Raw genomic sequence first — 15,235 nt, 5'->3', positions numbered from 1 at the left:
TTCTGCTCCGCTTGCATCCGTCGGCCAAGGTAACGGAATGGATTCCAGGGTCTCCGCGACGCCGCTTCGCGGCTGCTCCGCCCTGGAATGACGAGGTTGGGGGCTTCCTGCCCTAACCCCTAACAAGCTTCGCCTTCTCGCCCTGCAGGAAACGCCGCAGCGCCGGGTCGCGCTCGAGGCCGATCGCCCGGTCGTAGGACTGGGCCGCCTGCTTCGAGTTGCCGAGCCTGGCCAACAGCCCGGCGCGGGCGGCCCAATAGGGCTGGTAGTCCCGCAGCCTTCTGTCCTCGCCCAGCACATAAAGCGCCGCCAGGCCGGCCGGAGCCCCCTCGGTTTCGGCGATCGCCACCGCACGGTTGATCGCCACCACCGGCGATTCGGCCACGGCCTGCAGCGCGTCGTAAAGCTGGCGGATCGCCGCCCAATCCGTGCCGCAGCCCCGCCGGCGCGCCGTATGCGCGGACTGCACGGCGGCCTCCAGCTGGTAGCGGCCGATGATGCCTCTTTGCGCGGCGCGCACCAACAAGGCTTCCGCCTCGTCGATCAGGCCGCCGTCCCAGAGCGCGATATCCTGCTCGGCCAAGGGCACGAAATCCCCTTGCGCGCCGCGCCTCGCCGAGCGTCGCGCCTCGGCAAACAGCATCAGCGCCAGCAGCCCGAGCACTTCCGGCTCGTCCGGCATCAGCGAGGCGACCAGCCGTCCAAGCCAGATGCCTTCGGTGGCGAGATTGCGCCGCCGGCTGTCGGTGCCGGTCGGGTCCGACCAGCCTTCGGCGAAGGTGGCGTAGATCGCCTCCAGCACCGCGCCCAGCCGATCGCCGAGTTCCGCCTGCTCCGGCACGCGGAACGGAATCCCGGTCTCGCGGATGCGCGCCTTGGCCCGCACCAGCCGCTGGCCCGTCGTCGCCGGCGAGACCAGGAAGGCCGAGGCGATCGTCGCGGCGTCGAAACCGAGGATCGTCTGCAGGATCAATGGCGCGCGCACGCTGGTGTCGATCGCCGGGTGGGCGCAGGCGAACATCAGCCGCAACCTGTCGTCCGGCAGCTCCTCGCCGTTCATGCGCGCCTCCATCTCTTCGGCGATCAGCTTCAGGTGATCGCGCGCCGCCTCGCCGGTCAGCCGCCGCCGCACTGCGTCCACGTTGCGCCGGCGCGCCACCGACAGCAGCCAGGCTTCCGGTTGCTCCGGCACGCCGGCTCGGGGCCAGCGTTCGAGCGCGGCGGCGAAGGCGTCGGCCAGCGCGTCCTCGGCGCCGGCGACGTCGCGCGTACGCGCCGCGAGCCACGCGACCAGCTTGCCGTAGCTGCGCCGGGCGGCCGCTTCCGCCGCCGCCCGCGCGATCCCCGAGCGATCATCCATCGCGGGTCACTCCGCGGCGGCGACGTACTCCGCCATTTCCCAGATCGGCCGCACCTCGACCGTGCCGGTGGAGGACGCGGGGCAGCGCGCACCCCATTCGATGGCCGTGTCGATGTCGGCCGCCTCGATCATGTAGAAGCCCGCCAATTGCTCCTTGGTGTCGGCATAGGGGCCATCGAGCACATTGGTCTTGCCGCTGGCCAGCCGCACCGAGGTGGCCGCCTGGGTCGGACGCAGCCGCTCGCCGGCGATATAAGCGCCGGATTTCTTGAGCGCCTCGGTATAGGCGCGGTAGGCCGCGAGGGTCTGTTGGGTTTGCTCTTTCGGAGCGTTCGCCATCGCGGCTTCGTCATTATAGATCAAGAGCATGTATCGCATGGTCTTCTCCCGTTTTCTGAAGGCCGCATCGTCGCGTGCCGACCTATGTCGTGCGGCGTCGGCCGATTTCGACAGGCGTCCGAAAAATCTTTCGTCCCCAAAGCAGTCGAGCGCAAGCCGGAGCTTTTCGCCACCACTCAACCGTTCGTCTAATGGCTGCAATTGCGGGTTGGCATTTGTCGCTCGCTGTCTAAACTCCCCCGAATTCGTGCCGGGGGAGGCGGCGCGGCGCGATCGTTTCAGGAGGAGGAAACCCTATGCTCGATTTCAGGACAAAATTTGTTGCCGCCGGGACGCTGGCGCTGTCGCTCGGCCTCGGCGCCATGTCGGCCGGGGCGCAGGAATTCATCAACGTGCTGACCGGCGGCACGTCGGGCGTCTATTATCCGCTCGGCGTCGCGCTGTCCGAGGTCTACGGCAAGGGCATCGAAGGCGCCCGCACCCAGGTGCAGGCAACGAAGGCCTCGGTCGAGAACCTCAACCTGTTGCAGCAGGGCAAGGGCGAGATAGCCTTCGCGCTCGGCGATTCGGTGAAGCTCGCCGCCGAAGGCAACACCGAGGCCGGCTTCCCCGGCAAGCTCGACAAGTTGCGCGGCATTGCCGCCATCTATCCCAACTACATCCAGATCGTCGCCAGCAAGGAGTCCGGCATCAAGACGCTCGCCGACCTCAAGGGCAAGAGCCTGTCGGTTGGTGCGCCTGCCTCCGGCACCGAACTCAACGCCCGCGCCATTTTCGCTGCCGCGGGGCTGAAATATGAGGATCTCGGACGGGTCGAATATCTGCCCTTCGCCGAATCGGTGGAGCTGATCAAGAACCGCCAGCTCGACGCCACGCTGCAATCCGCGGGCCTCGGCGTCGCCTCGATCCGCGACCTCGCCACCTCGGTGCCGATCAACGTCGTCGCCGTGCCGGCCGAGGACGTCGCCAAGATCGGCTCGCCCTATCTTTCGGTGGTCATTCCCAAGGGAACCTATGAGGGTCAGACGGAAGATGTCGCGACCGCCGCTGTGGGTAATTTCCTCGTCACCAGGGCAGACGTTTCCGACGAGACCGCCTACCAGATGACCAGGCTGATGTTCGACCATCTCGATCAGCTCGCCGCCGCCCATGCCGCCGCCAAGGCGATAGATCCGGCCAAGGCGCTGGAAGGCATGCCGGTGCCGCTGCATCCCGGCGCGGAGAAATATTACAAGGAAAAAGGGCTCATCAAGTAGCGAGCACTACATCTCGCTTGTTTGGGAACGCGTCGGATGAGCGAAGCAACATCTGGAGCAACGACCGGCGGCACCTCGGCCACTTTTCATCTCCCTGTCGTCGAGGAGCAGGTCGAGGGCCTGCCGCCGGGCTTCGGCGAAGGTATCGCCGGGAAGGCGGCCTTCCTGATTGCCGTCGCCTTTTCCGTTTTCCAGATCTACATCGCCGCCTATGGCAGCCTGCCCAGCCAGGTGGTGCGAGCCATGCATGTCGGCTTCCTGCTGCTGCTTGGCTTCGGCCTGATCGCCAATCTGCGCGCCACCGGCATGGCGGCGAAAACCGCTTTTTGGACGCTCGGTGGGCTGGGCTTCGCCACCGGCCTCTACAATTGGGTGTTCTATACCGATCTCATCCGCCGCTCCGGCTTCCTCACCGCGCCGGACCTGATCGTCGGCTCGGCTCTGGTGGTGCTGGTCTTCGAGGCGGCGCGGCGGCTGATGGGGCTGCCGCTCGCAGTCATCGCCTTCATCTTCATCGCCTATTGCTTCGTCGGCAACCATCTGCCGCCGCCCTTCGTCCATCGCGGCTACGATTTCGCCCAACTGGTCGACACCTTCGCCTATGGCACCGAGGGCATATACGGCACGCCGGTCTATGTTTCGGCGGCGTACATCTTCATCTTCGTGGTCTTCGCGGCCTTCCTCGAGCGCGCCGGCATGATCGCGCTGTTCAACGATTTCGCGCTCGGCCTGGTCGGCTCCTGGCGCGGCGGCCCGGCCCAGGTCTGCGTACTCTCCTCGGCGCTGATGGGCACCATCTCCGGTTCGGGCGTCGCCAATGTGGTGGCTAGCGGCCAGTTCACCATCCCGCTGATGAAGCGCTTCGGCTTCCGCTCGGCCTTTGCCGGGGCCGTCGAGGCGACCTCCTCGATGGGCGGCCAAATCATGCCGCCGGTGATGGGCGCGGTCGCCTTCATCATGGCCGAGACGCTGAACATCGCCTATGCCGAGGTTGTAAAGGCGGCGATCATTCCGGCGCTGCTCTATTTCGGCGCCTGTTTCTGGCAGGTGCATCTGGAGGCCGGCAAGGCGGGCCTGCGCGGCATGGCCAAGGGTGACCTGCCCAACCCCTGGGAAGCGGTGCGAAAGCACTGGCCGCTGGCGCTGCCGCTCGCCGTGCTCGTCTATCTTCTGTTTGCCGGCTACACGCCGATCTTCGCCGGTACGATGGGTCTGGCGCTGACCATCGTGCTGATCCTCGGCACGCCGCTGGCGGCCTTGATCGGACCGTTCGCCTTCCGCGTCGTCTTCTGGCTGGCGCTTGGTCTTGCCGCCGCCTCCTTCATGCGGTTCGGCGTCGATAGCCTCGGCCTCGTCATCGCGGCGCTCATCATCGCCTGCTTCACGTTCAGGGGTGGGCGCGAGACGCTGCGCATCTGTGTCGACTCGCTGGCCGAAGGGGCGAAGAACGCGCTGCCGGTCGGCATCGCCTGCGCCATCGTCGGCATCGTCATCGGCACGCTGACGCTGACCGGCATCGCCTCGACCTTCATTGGCTGGATCATCTCCATCGGCGAGAACAATCTGTTCCTGTCGCTGGTGCTGACCATGCTTACCTGCCTGGTGCTCGGCATGGGCATCCCGACCATCCCCAACTACATCATCACCTCCTCCCTGGCCGGTCCGGCGCTGCTGTCGCTCGGCGTGCCGCTCATCGTCAGCCACATGTTCGTTTTCTATTTCGGCATCATGGCCGACCTCACCCCGCCGGTGGCGCTTGCCGCCTTCGCCGCCGCTCCCATGGCCAGGGAAAGCGGCCTCAAGATCGGCATCCAAGCGACCAAGCTCGCCATCGCCGGCTTCGTCGTGCCGTTCATGGCGGTCTACACGCCGGCGCTGATGCTGCAGGATGCCGGCCCGATCGCGGCTTCGTTCGGTTATCCCGTCGAGGTCGCCTACATCGTCGTCAAGGCCTGCATGGGTATCGTGCTCTGGGGCGCCGCCGCCGTCGGCTTCCTCGCCCGCCGCATGGCCTGGTGGGAGCGCTTGGTCGCGTTCGCCGCCGGCGTGCTTCTGGTGGCGGCGCTGCCGCTTACCGACGAGACCGGCTGGGCGCTGGCGTTGGTATGGACCGGCTGGCATTGCTGGCGCGCCAACCAGGCTTCGGTAAGGGACGCTGCGTGAGCCTCTGTATCCTTGCTGGCGGGAAAACGATGGTTCTGGCCACGGCCGCCTTCACGCTGTCCTGGACACATTCGGTGGAGCGGACGCGTTGGCAGGAGGACTGGAATGTGACGTCTTCGGGTCTACTGATCGTCGAAGCGCGCGTCAAAGGCTCCGGCGCCGGCATGGAGCCGCCCGAGGGCTCAGTGCTGCGGGACGGCTGGTGGGTCTATGCGCCGCGGATCGGCGCTCAGCCGCGCCTTGTGCTTGCGGCTTCCGGCGCGACCGGGGAAGGCTGGACGCTGTGCACGGCCGAAGATTGCAGGGAGCTGGGCAAGGCGGCAACGGATGCGATTATGCTCGAACCTTGCGAGGGCTCGGGCAAGCCGGCGCCATAATGCGGGATCAGGAGCAGCGCAAATTCGCGGCTGGACAAAGGGACGTTTCGGTTGGGGCAGGTCGGTCATGTCGGCCCCGGCTGCTTGTGCCTTGAAGCACTGAGCCAGCCGGCGGCGTCAAAGTCGCGGCGTTGTCGCACGCCTGCCGTCGGCGACGGCGGGGCGCTCGTCACGATAGGTCGTGGCGCGGTTGTCGGCGGCCGGCTTGCAGATCCGGCTGTTGTGGCGGCTGTCGGGCATGACGGTCAGTGCGTGCCGATGCCGAGCGAGTTGCCGCGGCGGGCGCAGGCCGGACCCGGGCCGCGCATGTAATAGCGCTCGGGCCGATAGGTCGGCGCGACGAATTCGCGAATGGCGGCGGCATAGCCGGCGATGTGGTTCCAGAAGTTCATTTTACCTGTCCCTGTCCCGCTTTCGGATGTCCCTTCCGAATTGCCCGGGAGCATAGCGTCGAGGCGTGAATAGTCGGTGAACGCGATGTTAATTTGTGGTCCGAAACTCGTTGCTTCGTGGCTGGAATGCGGCTGATTCGCGGTCTTTCGGTGCCTTTTGTCGCGTTTCCGGCTCGTGTGGCTTTTGCATCACATAGGTTTCGTCTCGATGTCGCTTGGACGCGCTTCTGTTTCACGTTCGATCCGGAAATTTCATTGCGCGTTACGCAAAAGGTCAGGAACCGGCCCGGAAGGGACACGTTGATTCCTTCAAGCCCGCGCGGCTCCGACGAAGGCGGCCGCGCCGCCGATTGAATCCCCAACCCGGAACAAGCAATGGAAGGCAACAGCCATGGGTTTCTTTTCGAAAGACATCAAGACGCTGGACGACCTCTTCATCCATATGCTGCGCGACATCTATTATGCCGAGAAAAAGATAAAGCGGACGCTGCCGAAGATGATCGGCTTGGCGACCGATCCGCAGCTGAAGGCCGGCTTCGAAAAACACCTCGAGCAGACCAAGGGCCATATCGATCGCGTCGAGCAGGTGTTCGAGCTGCACGGCGTCAAGGCCAAGGCCGTCAGCTGCCCAGCCATCGACGGCATCCTCGAGGAAGCCGATGAGGTGAGTGCCGATATCGACGACCGGGAGGTTCTCGACGCCGCGCTGATCGCGTCCGCGCAGGCGGTCGAGCACTACGAGATGACGCGCTACGGCACGCTGATCGCCTGGGCCAAGCAGCTCGGCCGCAGCGACTGCGCCAACGTGCTGGCCAAGAACCTCAAGGAAGAGCAAGCGACCGACCGCAAGCTCAGCGAAATGGCGGAAAACAGGATCAACCTGCTTGCGGCCTGACGGGCTATGCCGCGACGGCGCGCGCCGGCTTGCCCGGAACCCAAGCGCGCCCTGCCCGTTGCCGTTGGGACCGCATCGCGCAGGCGTTCGCAGTAGGAGCTGGCAATGGCACCGCGCCCCGCCTGGAAGGGCTATCTGAAACTGTCGCTGGTCACTTGCGCCATCGAGCTGACCAACGTCGTCACCCATGCCGGGAAGGTTTCGTTCCGCATCCTCAACCGCAAGACCGGCAACACCGTCAGACGCATCTATGTCGACGCCGAAACGGGCAAGCCATTGGACGAAGGCGAGGAGATCAAGGGCTACGAGGTGAGCGACGGCGAGTTCGTCCATATCGAGGAAGACGAGATCGAGGCCGTTGAGATCGAGTCCTCGCACACGATGAACCTCGACGGCTTCGTCGAGAAATCCTCGATCGAGCAGATCTATCTCGACACGCCCTACTATGTTTCGCCGGCGGACGAGGTGTCGCAAGAGGCTTTCGCCGTCATCCGCGACGCGATGGCGGCGAAGAAGATGGCCGGTCTCGCGCGCGTCGTGCTCTATCAGCGCGAACGCCCGGTGGCGATCGAGCCGCTCGGCAAGGGCATGGTGCTGACGACCCTGCGCTACGACGACACGGTGCGCCAGCCCGAAACGGTCTTCGACGACATCGAGGCAATCAGGACCGATGACGAGATGATCGATCTTGCAGAGCACATCATCGACCAGAAAAAGACGAAGTTCGACCCTTCAAAGTTCGACGACCGCTACGAGGACGCGCTGCTCGAGCTGATCCGCGCCAAGAAGGCCGGCAAGAAGGCGCCCAAGGCCAGGGCGCCGGCGAAGCCGTCCAATGTGGTCAATCTGTTCGACGCGCTGAAGAAGAGCCTGAACGCGGAAGGCGGCAGGAAAGCCGGCAAATCTTCATCGAAAGCGCGGCCGGCGCGGGCCAAGGCCAAGGCTTCCGCTGCCGGTCACAATCGGCATGGAAGCCGCAAATCCGCATAGGAGCATGACGTCATGGCCAGCCTCGAGCAATATCATGCCAAGCGCGATTTCCGCAAAACCACCGAGCCTTCCGGCAAGCTGCCTCGGCACAAGAAAGGCGAGGCCGGCGGCATCTACGTCATCCAGAAACACGCCGCCACCCGCCTCCACTATGATTTCCGGCTCGAGCATGACGGCGTGCTGTGGAGCTGGGCGGTGACGCGCGGCCCGAGCCTCGATCCGCATGAGAAGCGGCTGGCCGTGCATGTCGAGGACCATCCGATCGACTATGCCTCGTTCGAGGGCACAATTCCGAAGGGCGAGTATGGCGGCGGCTCGGTCATCGTCTGGGACGACGGTCGCTGGGTCCCGGAAGGCGATCCCGCCGAAGGCATGAAGAAAGGCCATATCGGCTTCGAGCTCCAGGGCTACAAGCTGCATGGACGCTGGCATTTGGTCCGCCTGAAACCCCGCCGCGGCGAAAAGCGCGACAACTGGCTGTTGATCAAGGCCGACGATGCCGCCGCCCGTCCCGGCGAGGATATCCTGGCGGACGAGCCGCAATCGGTGAAATCCGGCCTCACCATCGAGGAGGTCGGCGAAGGCGAGGCGGCCAGGGGCGCGAAGCCAAAGGTCTGGCACTCCGACAGACCGGCCGCCGCCAAGGCAAAGGCCGGACGCGCCAAGCGCCTGGAGTTCATCGAGCCGCAGCTCGCCACGCTGGAAAAGAATGCGCCTTCCGGCGATGAATGGCTGCACGAGGTGAAATTCGACGGCTACCGCATCCAGGCGCAGATCGCCGGCAGCGATGTCAGGCTGATGACGCGCGCCGGCCTCGATTGGACGAAGAAATTCGAAGGCCCCGTCACCGCGGCGCTTGCCGGGCTGAAATGCCGCGACGCGGTGATCGACGGCGAGATCGTCGTGCTGGCCGACAACGGCGTGTCGTCCTTTCCGCTGCTGCAGGCGGCACTTTCGGCCGGCCGCGCCGATCGCTTCATCTACTATGTCTTCGACCTGATGCGGCTCGATGGCAAGGATTTGCGCCGTGAGCCGCTGGTCGAGCGCAAGCAGGTCCTGGCCGAACTGCTCGGCGAGCAGCCGCAGGACTCGGCGCTGCGCTTCAGCGATCATTTTCACGAACCCGGCAAGGTCATGCTGGAGCATGTCTGCCGCATGGGTCTCGAAGGCGTGGTCTCGAAACGCGCCGACGCGCCTTACCGCAGCGGGCGTGGCCTCACCTGGGTGAAGTCGAAATGCACGCTGCGCCAGGAATTCGTCATCGGCGGCTACCTGCCCTCGGACAAGACCGGACGCGGGCTGCGGTCGCTGCTCGTCGGCTATTTCGAAGGCGGCAAGCTGCATTATGCCGGTCGCGTCGGCACAGGCTTTTCCGGCAAGGTGATGGCCGGTCTCAAGAAGAAGCTCGACGGCATCGAGGCGAAGCAGTCGCCTTTCTCCACGGCCGTGCCGAAGGGCAAGGGCCTCACCTGGGTCAAGCCCGAGCTCGTCGGCGAGGTGGAGTTTCGCAGCTGGACATCCGACCGTATAATCCGCCACGCCTCGTTCCAGGGATTGCGTGAGGACAAGCCGGCGGAGGAAGTCGTGCAGGAAAAGCCGAAGCAAGCCGGCGGTAAGGCCGAGGCAAAATCGGGCGGCGGCAGGACCGCGCCGAAAACCGCGGCCGGAACGGCGACGACCTCGATAAAACTTTCGCATCCCGACAAGCTGCTGTGGCCCGACGAAAAGGTCTCCAAGCAGGATCTGCTCGACCACTACGCGCTGGTCTGGCCGCGCATGCAGCAATTCGTCGTCAACCGGCCGCTGAGCCTGGTGCGGGCGCCCGACGGCATCCACGGCCAGCGCTTCTTCCAGAAACATGCCTCGCCGGGCATGAGCGACAAGATCGCCAGGATGAAGGATCCGACCGACGGCGAGGAGATCCTGTTCATCAAGGATTTCGACGGGCTTGCGGCGCTGGTTCAGTATGGCGTGGTCGAGGTCCATATCTGGGGCTCGACCATCGATGAGCTGGAAAAGCCCGACCAGATCATCTTCGACCTCGATCCCGACGAAGGTGTCGACGTCAGCCGCGTGCGCGAAGCGGCGCTCGACATCCACAAGCAGCTCGACGAGCTGTCGTTGCCCAACCTGGTCAAGACCTCCGGCGGCAAGGGTTATCACGTGCTGGTGCCGCTGAAGGCGTCGGCGGACTGGGACGAGGTCAAGGACTTCGCCCATGATTTTGCCCGGGCGCTGGAACAGGCATCGCCCGACCGCTACACGGCAACGCTGTCGAAGAAGGCGCGCACCGACAAGATCTTCGTCGACTATCTGCGCAACAGCCGCGGCGCGACCACGGTCGCGCCCTACTCCTCGCGCGCCAAGAAGTTCGCCACGATATCGATGCCGGTGACCTGGCCGGAACTCGAAAAGGGCCTGCCGCCCAACGCCTTCCCGCTCGGCGACGAGACGACGCTGAGCGAGCTGAAAAAGGCCGATCCGTGGAAGGATTTCTTCAAGCTGGGCAAGGTGTTGAAGCGGGGGTAATTTTCAGCGCCGAGGGACAGTACCCCCCCTCTGGCCTGCCGGCCATCTCCCCACTTTTGTCTACGCTATTGCACACATCCTATGTGACAGGCGTGAATGATCGGGCCGAGGCTTGATTGCCACGTGGTTCCCCCAATCCGTCGCTGCTTCGCAGGGTTGTGTGCGTCAAGTTCTGCAAAAAGGGGCGGCCATGAGGCTGGTCATGCGGCTTGGCGCAGAGCGAGCTTCTTGTGCTCGCGCAGGTCGTCCATGTTGATGTAGCGGTTGGCCTCCATCCAGTTTTCGTTAGTTTCGACGGCCAGCGCCCTGACCAGGCGCAGGCAGCTTTCGGCGTTGGGAAAGATGCGCACGACATAGGTGCGGCGCCTGATCTCTTCGTTGAGGCGTTCCAGCATGTTGGTCGACTTCAGGTGCTTGTGGTGCTGGCGCGGCAGGCGAAAGAAGGTCAGCGTGCGCTCGATGGTCTCCTCCACCCACGTCGTCAGCCGCGGATAGCGGCCCGACCATTTGGCCAGCCACGCGGCGAGATCGGCCTTGGCCTCGGCGAGATCGCGCCGGTCGTAGAGCCATCTGAGCTCCTGCAGGCAGTCGTCGCCGTGCTTGCGCGGCAGGTGATCGAGCGCGTTCCTGAGGAAGTGCACGTAGCAGCGTTGCCAGGCCGCTTCCGGAATCACCTCGCCGATCGCCGCGACCAGACCGGCATGGTCGTCGGACACGACCAGTTCGACGCCCCTAAGACCGCGCGCCTTGAGCGCCACGAGGAAGTCCTTCCAGGCCGAGCGGCTCTCGCGATTGGCCATCTCCACGGCCAGGATCTGGCGCCGCCCGTCCCAGTCGATGCCGACCGCGATCAGCACCGCCTGGCTCATGACGATGCCGGCCTCGCGCACCTTCTCGTAGCGGGCATCGAGCACGAGGTAAGCAAAGGGCTCTTGAAGCGGGCGCTCGGCAAAGGCCTTCAGGCTTTCGTCCAGCCGTTTGTTGATGGCCGAGATCGACGAGGCCGAGAAGGCATGCCCGCACAGCTCCTCGGTGATCGCCTTGACCTTGCGGGTCGACACGCCTTGCACGTACATCTCGGCAAGCGTCGCCACCAAGGCCCGCTCGGAGCGCTGGTAGCGCTCGAACAGCTCGGTGGAGAAGCGCCCCTGCCGGTCCTGCGGAACCCGCAGCTCCAGCTTGCCGACACGGGTGACAAGCGTGCGGCCGTAATACCCAGAGCGATAGCCGAGCCGCTCCGGTGTCCGTTCGCTCTTCGAAGCGCCCAGCGCCTCGTCCATCTCGGCCTCGAGGACCTCCTGCATCACTGCGCGGATCACTTCGTGCAGCCCATCCGGGTTCGAAAGCAGAATGTCTTTGACGGCAGCTACGGCGGATTTATCTTCGATCTTGGTCATGGTGGCGTTCCTTCGCGGGAATCAGGTGACGTGAACAATCACCAGCCTGCCATGACCGCCCTCTCTCAGCGAATTTGCAGAACTCTCAGCACACTACCCTTCGCAGCGCCACCTTTCCCCCCTCCGGAGGGAAAGGAAGGGAGCCTTGCTGGACGAGCGCTGGCGGTAAAAAGCCTGGCGCCTTCCTCTACCCCGTCGATCGGGGGAGAGGTGGCTCGGCGAAGCCGAGACGGAGTGGGGGTCGACCAGCGCTGCGTTGGACGATCATGCGCGAAGCTGCCATGCTGTCCGGCCAGCATCGCGAAATTGGCCGCCTAGGAGAGAAACAACCTCTCGAACGCCTGCCTGCCCGCCGGCGAGAACACCACGGCGCGGCTGTCCTTCTCGCGCCGCGCCCATTTCTCGGCGATGACCTTGTCGAGGATGGCGGCGCCGAGCGCGCCGGCCAGATGCGTGCGCCGCACGCTCCAGTCGAGGCAGGCGCGGCAGACCGGCCGCCGGGCCTTGGTATGGATCTCGATGCCGAGCGCGGCGAAATGCGAAACGGCTGACGGCGACAGCCTGATCTCGTTGTCGTCGCGCAGCAGAACTTTCCTGTCGACCAGGCGATCGAGCATCGCCACCGCCTGCTCGCCGGCGAGATGGTCGTAGCACACACGCGCCACGCGCATGGCCGCGTCGCGCGGGCCGGGCCGCACCCGCTTCGGGCCGACGGCTTCGGCCACGCCGATGATCGCTTCGATCATGCCCGCCACCTGCGGGCCGGCGAGGCCGTAATAGCGATGGCGTCCCTGGCTCGCCAGCGTCAGCAGCCCGCCGTCCATAAGCTTGGACAGATGCGAGGACGCGGTAGGCAGCGACACGCCGGCCTCCAGCGCCAGTTCCGACGCGGTCAGCGCCGTGCCGCCCATCAGCGCGTTGAGCATGTTGGCGCGGGCCGAGTCGCCGACCAGGCTGGCGATGCGGGCGATATCGGGTCCTTCACGCATGGTTCGATCCTTATCGAAGCATTCCCGCCAGGGAAGCACTATTCTCATGTCGGCTCAAGGAGCGAGGCAAACGCTCCTGACACAAGAATGCCTAGCACACCGAGTGAAGCGATGTTTCGACCATGATCGAACCGTCGTCGCCAAACAGCCAACCGCCGAAGGAGAGACCGACATGACCATCACCTGCTTCATCCGCTACGAGATCGATCCGTTCGGCAAGGCCGCCTTCGAGCAATATGCGCGCGCCTGGGGCCAGGCCATCCCGCGCTGCGGCGCCGACCTGATCGGCTACTTTGCGCCGCATGAGGGTTCGGCCACCACGGCCTATGCGGCCTACAGCATCGAGAACCTCGCGGCCTACGAAGCCTATCGCGCCCGCCTTGCCGCCGACCCCGTCGGCAAGGCAAACTACGAGTTCGCGCGGCGCGAGAAATTCATCCTGAAGGAAGACCGTATCTTCCTGAAACTGGTGTCGGGCCCGCATGGGCCGATGAAGGCTTTCGATACCGGCGTAACGGTCAGGGAAGGGATAGAGGCATGATCGCTGTCATTTTCGAGGTCGAGCCGGCGGAGGGAAAGCGCGATGCCTATTTCGGCATCGCCGCCGAGCTTAAGCCCCTGCTCGAAAGCATCGACGGCTTCATCTCGGTCGAGCGCTTCCAGTGCCTGACCGATCCGAAACGCGTGCTCTCGCTGTCCTTCTGGCGCGACGAGGATGCGGTGAAGGCCTGGCGCAACACCGAGGAGCACCGCCAGGCGCAGAAGGCCGGCCGCGGTGGAATCTTTGCCGGCTATCGTCTCCGCATCGCCCATGTCGTGCGCGACTACGGGCTGCATGAGAGGGCCGAGGCGCCTGAGGACAGCCGAGCGGTGAACGGATAAGGCTCCCCTTCTCCCCTTGTGGGAGAAGGTGGATCGGCGCGCAGCGCCGAGACGGATGAGGGGGTGCTCCAGCGGAGTGAGACGCTGGCGTTCCCTGGAACACCCCTCATCCGTCGTCTTCGGCGACACCTTCTCCCACAAGGGGAGAAGGAGACGGCTCAAGCATTCCCGATCAGCACGCCTGCCCCGAACACCAGCGCGCCGCCCAGCACCACCTGGAAGGCGGCGCGCCAGAATGGCGTCTGCATGTAGCGGTTCTGGATGAAGGCGATCGCCCAGAGCTCGAAGAACACCACGATCGCGGCGACGATGGTTGCCGTCCAGAAATAGGGGATGAGGTAGGGCAGCGCGTGGCCGAGCCCGCCCAGCGTCGTCATCAGGCCGACCGTCAGCCCGCGCTTCAGCGGCGAGCCGCGCCCCGAAAGCTTGCCGTCGTCGGAGGCCACCTCGGTGAAGCCCATCGAGATGCCGGCGCCGATCGAAGCGGCAAGACCGACGAGAAAAGTCTGGAACGTGGCGTGCGTGGCAAAGGCGGCGGCGAAAATAGGCGCCAGCGTCGACACCGACCCGTCCATCAGCCCGGCGAGCCCCGGCTGCACATAGGTGAGGATGAACTGCCGCTGCTCGGCGCTTGCCTCCTCCTCCTTCACCTCGCCCGGGACATGCGTCTGCTCCAGCTCATGCGCGGAATTCTCATGGCCGAGCTCGGCCGCGGCCAGATCGTCGAGCAGTTTGCGCGTCGAGGCGTCGGTGGTGCGCTTGGCCGCCTCGACATAGAAGCGGTAGGCCTGCCGCTCCATGTCCTCGGCCTGGCGGCGCACGTGCTCGATGCCGAGCGGCCGCACCAGCCAGTCCGGCTTGCGCTCGTAATAGCCTCTGACATGTTCGCGGCGAATCAGCGGAATGCGCTCGCCGAAGCGCTTGCGGTGAAGCTCGATCAGGGAATCGCGGTGGCCGTCCTCTTCCTCCGCCATTGCCTCGAACACCTTGGCCGATTGCGGGAAGTCTTCCGCCAGCCCGTCGGCATAGGCGCGGTAGATGCGCCCGTCGTCCTCCTCCGACGATATCGCCAGCGCCAGGATCTCCTGCTCCGACAGCGAATCGAAGGAGCGGCGGCCGAAGCCGAAAACACGGGAAAGCATGAGAAAATCACCCTAGTTTAGAACGGTTCTAAACTAGGGTTTCGCGGGCCGAGGGTCAATCACGGACGACGCAAGGCAGACAGAATTCGCCGATCCGGCGTTCCCACTTCATTATTGCCGAATGTTCACCTATATGGTGCATAAGCCAAAATCGAAGGAAACAAGGGATGACGGACAAGAAGCCCCCGCACGCATTCGACCCGAAGCCTGTTCTCGATCTCATCGCCAGCATCGAGGCCGACCTGCAGCGCCTCAAGGGTCTGGTCGAGCAGCAGGCCGAAAAATTCGACCCGGCCAATCCGCACAACAAGACGCCGGACGGCAAGCTCACCGACGAGGGCGTCGAGTGCTGCTACCGCATGTTCGACGAGGGCAAGTCCCGCTATACGGTCGCCCAGCAGATGAAGATCTCGTTTGCCGCCGCCACCCACCGCTTCAACAGCTGGCGCAAGCTGGGCGGCAAGAAGCGGACGCCGACGTTGTTGGGGTGAGGGGCCCTGACAAGGGCGCAATGTCGGCGGGAC

The 15,235-nt window shown here is 64.9% G+C and carries 15 protein-coding genes; 9 read left to right on the top strand and 6 right to left on the bottom strand.

Annotated features, from left to right (window positions below; translation table 11 throughout):
* Positions 1-112: 112 nt before the first annotated feature.
* A complete protein-coding gene (locus QAZ22_RS03815; RefSeq protein WP_278205641.1) occupies positions 113-1,360 on the bottom strand; it encodes an RNA polymerase sigma factor in 1,248 nt (415 codons plus the stop codon).
* Between the two features lie 6 nt (positions 1,361-1,366).
* Positions 1,367-1,738, bottom strand: coding sequence for a YciI family protein (locus tag QAZ22_RS03810; RefSeq protein WP_278205640.1), 372 nt, complete (start codon positions 1,736-1,738; stop codon positions 1,367-1,369).
* 257 nt (positions 1,739-1,995) lie between these two features.
* On the opposite strand from QAZ22_RS03810, the gene QAZ22_RS03805 reads away from it, so the two are divergent.
* Genes QAZ22_RS03805 through QAZ22_RS03795 form a run of 3 tightly spaced genes read left to right on the top strand, consistent with a single transcriptional unit; the run spans position 1,996 to position 5,495 of the window.
* Positions 1,996-2,955 carry a TAXI family TRAP transporter solute-binding subunit gene (locus QAZ22_RS03805; RefSeq protein WP_278205639.1) on the top strand — a complete coding sequence of 320 codons (960 nt, stop codon included), beginning with the start codon at positions 1,996-1,998 and terminating at the stop codon, positions 2,953-2,955.
* Positions 2,956-2,991: 36 nt separating this feature from the next.
* On the top strand, positions 2,992-5,118 hold the full coding sequence (locus QAZ22_RS03800; protein ID WP_278205638.1) for a TRAP transporter permease: 2,127 nt from the start codon (positions 2,992-2,994) through the stop codon (positions 5,116-5,118).
* Positions 5,115-5,495: a DUF1850 domain-containing protein gene (locus QAZ22_RS03795; protein WP_278207784.1), complete on the top strand. Its 381-nt coding sequence runs from the start codon at positions 5,115-5,117 to the stop codon at positions 5,493-5,495. Before QAZ22_RS03800 ends, QAZ22_RS03795 begins: the two co-directional genes overlap by 4 nt.
* Positions 5,496-5,740: 245 nt before the next feature.
* Here QAZ22_RS03795 and QAZ22_RS03790 read toward each other — a convergent pair whose 3' ends face one another.
* On the bottom strand, positions 5,741-5,887 hold the full coding sequence (locus QAZ22_RS03790) for a hypothetical protein (RefSeq protein ID WP_082980733.1): 147 nt from the start codon (positions 5,885-5,887) through the stop codon (positions 5,741-5,743).
* A gap of 391 nt (positions 5,888-6,278) precedes the next feature.
* Between QAZ22_RS03790 and QAZ22_RS03785 the strand changes: the two genes are divergently transcribed.
* The 3 genes from QAZ22_RS03785 to ligD all read left to right on the top strand — a co-directional run bounded on the left by QAZ22_RS03785 (position 6,279) and on the right by ligD (position 10,301).
* Positions 6,279-6,782: a ferritin-like domain-containing protein gene (locus QAZ22_RS03785; RefSeq protein WP_278205637.1), complete on the top strand. Its 504-nt coding sequence runs from the start codon at positions 6,279-6,281 to the stop codon at positions 6,780-6,782.
* Positions 6,783-6,887: 105 nt separating this feature from the next.
* Complete coding sequence (locus QAZ22_RS03780; RefSeq protein ID WP_278205636.1) at positions 6,888-7,772, top strand: Ku protein; 885 nt, start codon at positions 6,888-6,890, stop codon at positions 7,770-7,772.
* A 12-nt stretch (positions 7,773-7,784) separates the two neighbouring features.
* Positions 7,785-10,301, top strand: a complete 2,517-nt coding sequence (ligD, locus tag QAZ22_RS03775) for a DNA ligase D (RefSeq protein ID WP_278205635.1) — start codon at positions 7,785-7,787, stop codon at positions 10,299-10,301.
* 200 nt (positions 10,302-10,501) lie between these two features.
* Here the strand turns inward: ligD and QAZ22_RS03770 are convergent, their stop codons facing one another.
* Together QAZ22_RS03770 and QAZ22_RS03765 are read right to left on the bottom strand one after the other, a co-directional pair.
* Positions 10,502-11,698, bottom strand: coding sequence for an IS256 family transposase (locus QAZ22_RS03770; protein ID WP_278205634.1), 1,197 nt, complete (start codon positions 11,696-11,698; stop codon positions 10,502-10,504).
* Positions 11,699-12,012: 314 nt separating this feature from the next.
* The gene (locus tag QAZ22_RS03765) at positions 12,013-12,687 is read right to left on the bottom strand and encodes a winged helix-turn-helix domain-containing protein (protein WP_278205633.1); all 675 of its coding nucleotides are present in this window, start codon (positions 12,685-12,687) and stop codon (positions 12,013-12,015) included.
* 172 nt (positions 12,688-12,859) lie between these two features.
* On the opposite strand from QAZ22_RS03765, the gene QAZ22_RS03760 reads away from it, so the two are divergent.
* Together QAZ22_RS03760 and QAZ22_RS03755 are read left to right on the top strand one after the other, a co-directional pair.
* The gene (locus tag QAZ22_RS03760; RefSeq protein ID WP_278205632.1) at positions 12,860-13,228 is read left to right on the top strand and encodes an NIPSNAP family protein; all 369 of its coding nucleotides are present in this window, start codon (positions 12,860-12,862) and stop codon (positions 13,226-13,228) included.
* The gene (locus tag QAZ22_RS03755) at positions 13,225-13,569 is read left to right on the top strand and encodes an antibiotic biosynthesis monooxygenase (protein WP_278205631.1); all 345 of its coding nucleotides are present in this window, start codon (positions 13,225-13,227) and stop codon (positions 13,567-13,569) included. The genes QAZ22_RS03760 and QAZ22_RS03755 overlap by 4 nt, the downstream gene beginning before the upstream one ends.
* Positions 13,570-13,727: 158 nt before the next feature.
* On the opposite strand, the gene mbfA is transcribed toward QAZ22_RS03755, so the two are convergent.
* Entirely contained in the window at positions 13,728-14,711 is a 984-nt protein-coding gene (gene mbfA / locus QAZ22_RS03750; protein ID WP_278205630.1) for an iron exporter MbfA, read from the bottom strand.
* Between the two features lie 167 nt (positions 14,712-14,878).
* Between mbfA and QAZ22_RS03745 the strand changes: the two genes are divergently transcribed.
* On the top strand, positions 14,879-15,202 hold the full coding sequence (locus QAZ22_RS03745) for a hypothetical protein (RefSeq protein WP_278077043.1): 324 nt from the start codon (positions 14,879-14,881) through the stop codon (positions 15,200-15,202).
* The last annotated feature ends 33 nt before the right edge of the window (positions 15,203-15,235 follow it).

Origin of the sequence: Mesorhizobium sp. WSM4906 (genome assembly GCF_029674625.1) — a bacterium.
GTDB lineage: Bacteria > Pseudomonadota > Alphaproteobacteria > Rhizobiales > Rhizobiaceae > Mesorhizobium.
The sequence above is the reverse complement of the archived record's forward strand: the minus strand, read 5'-3'. Positions and strand labels throughout refer to the sequence as shown.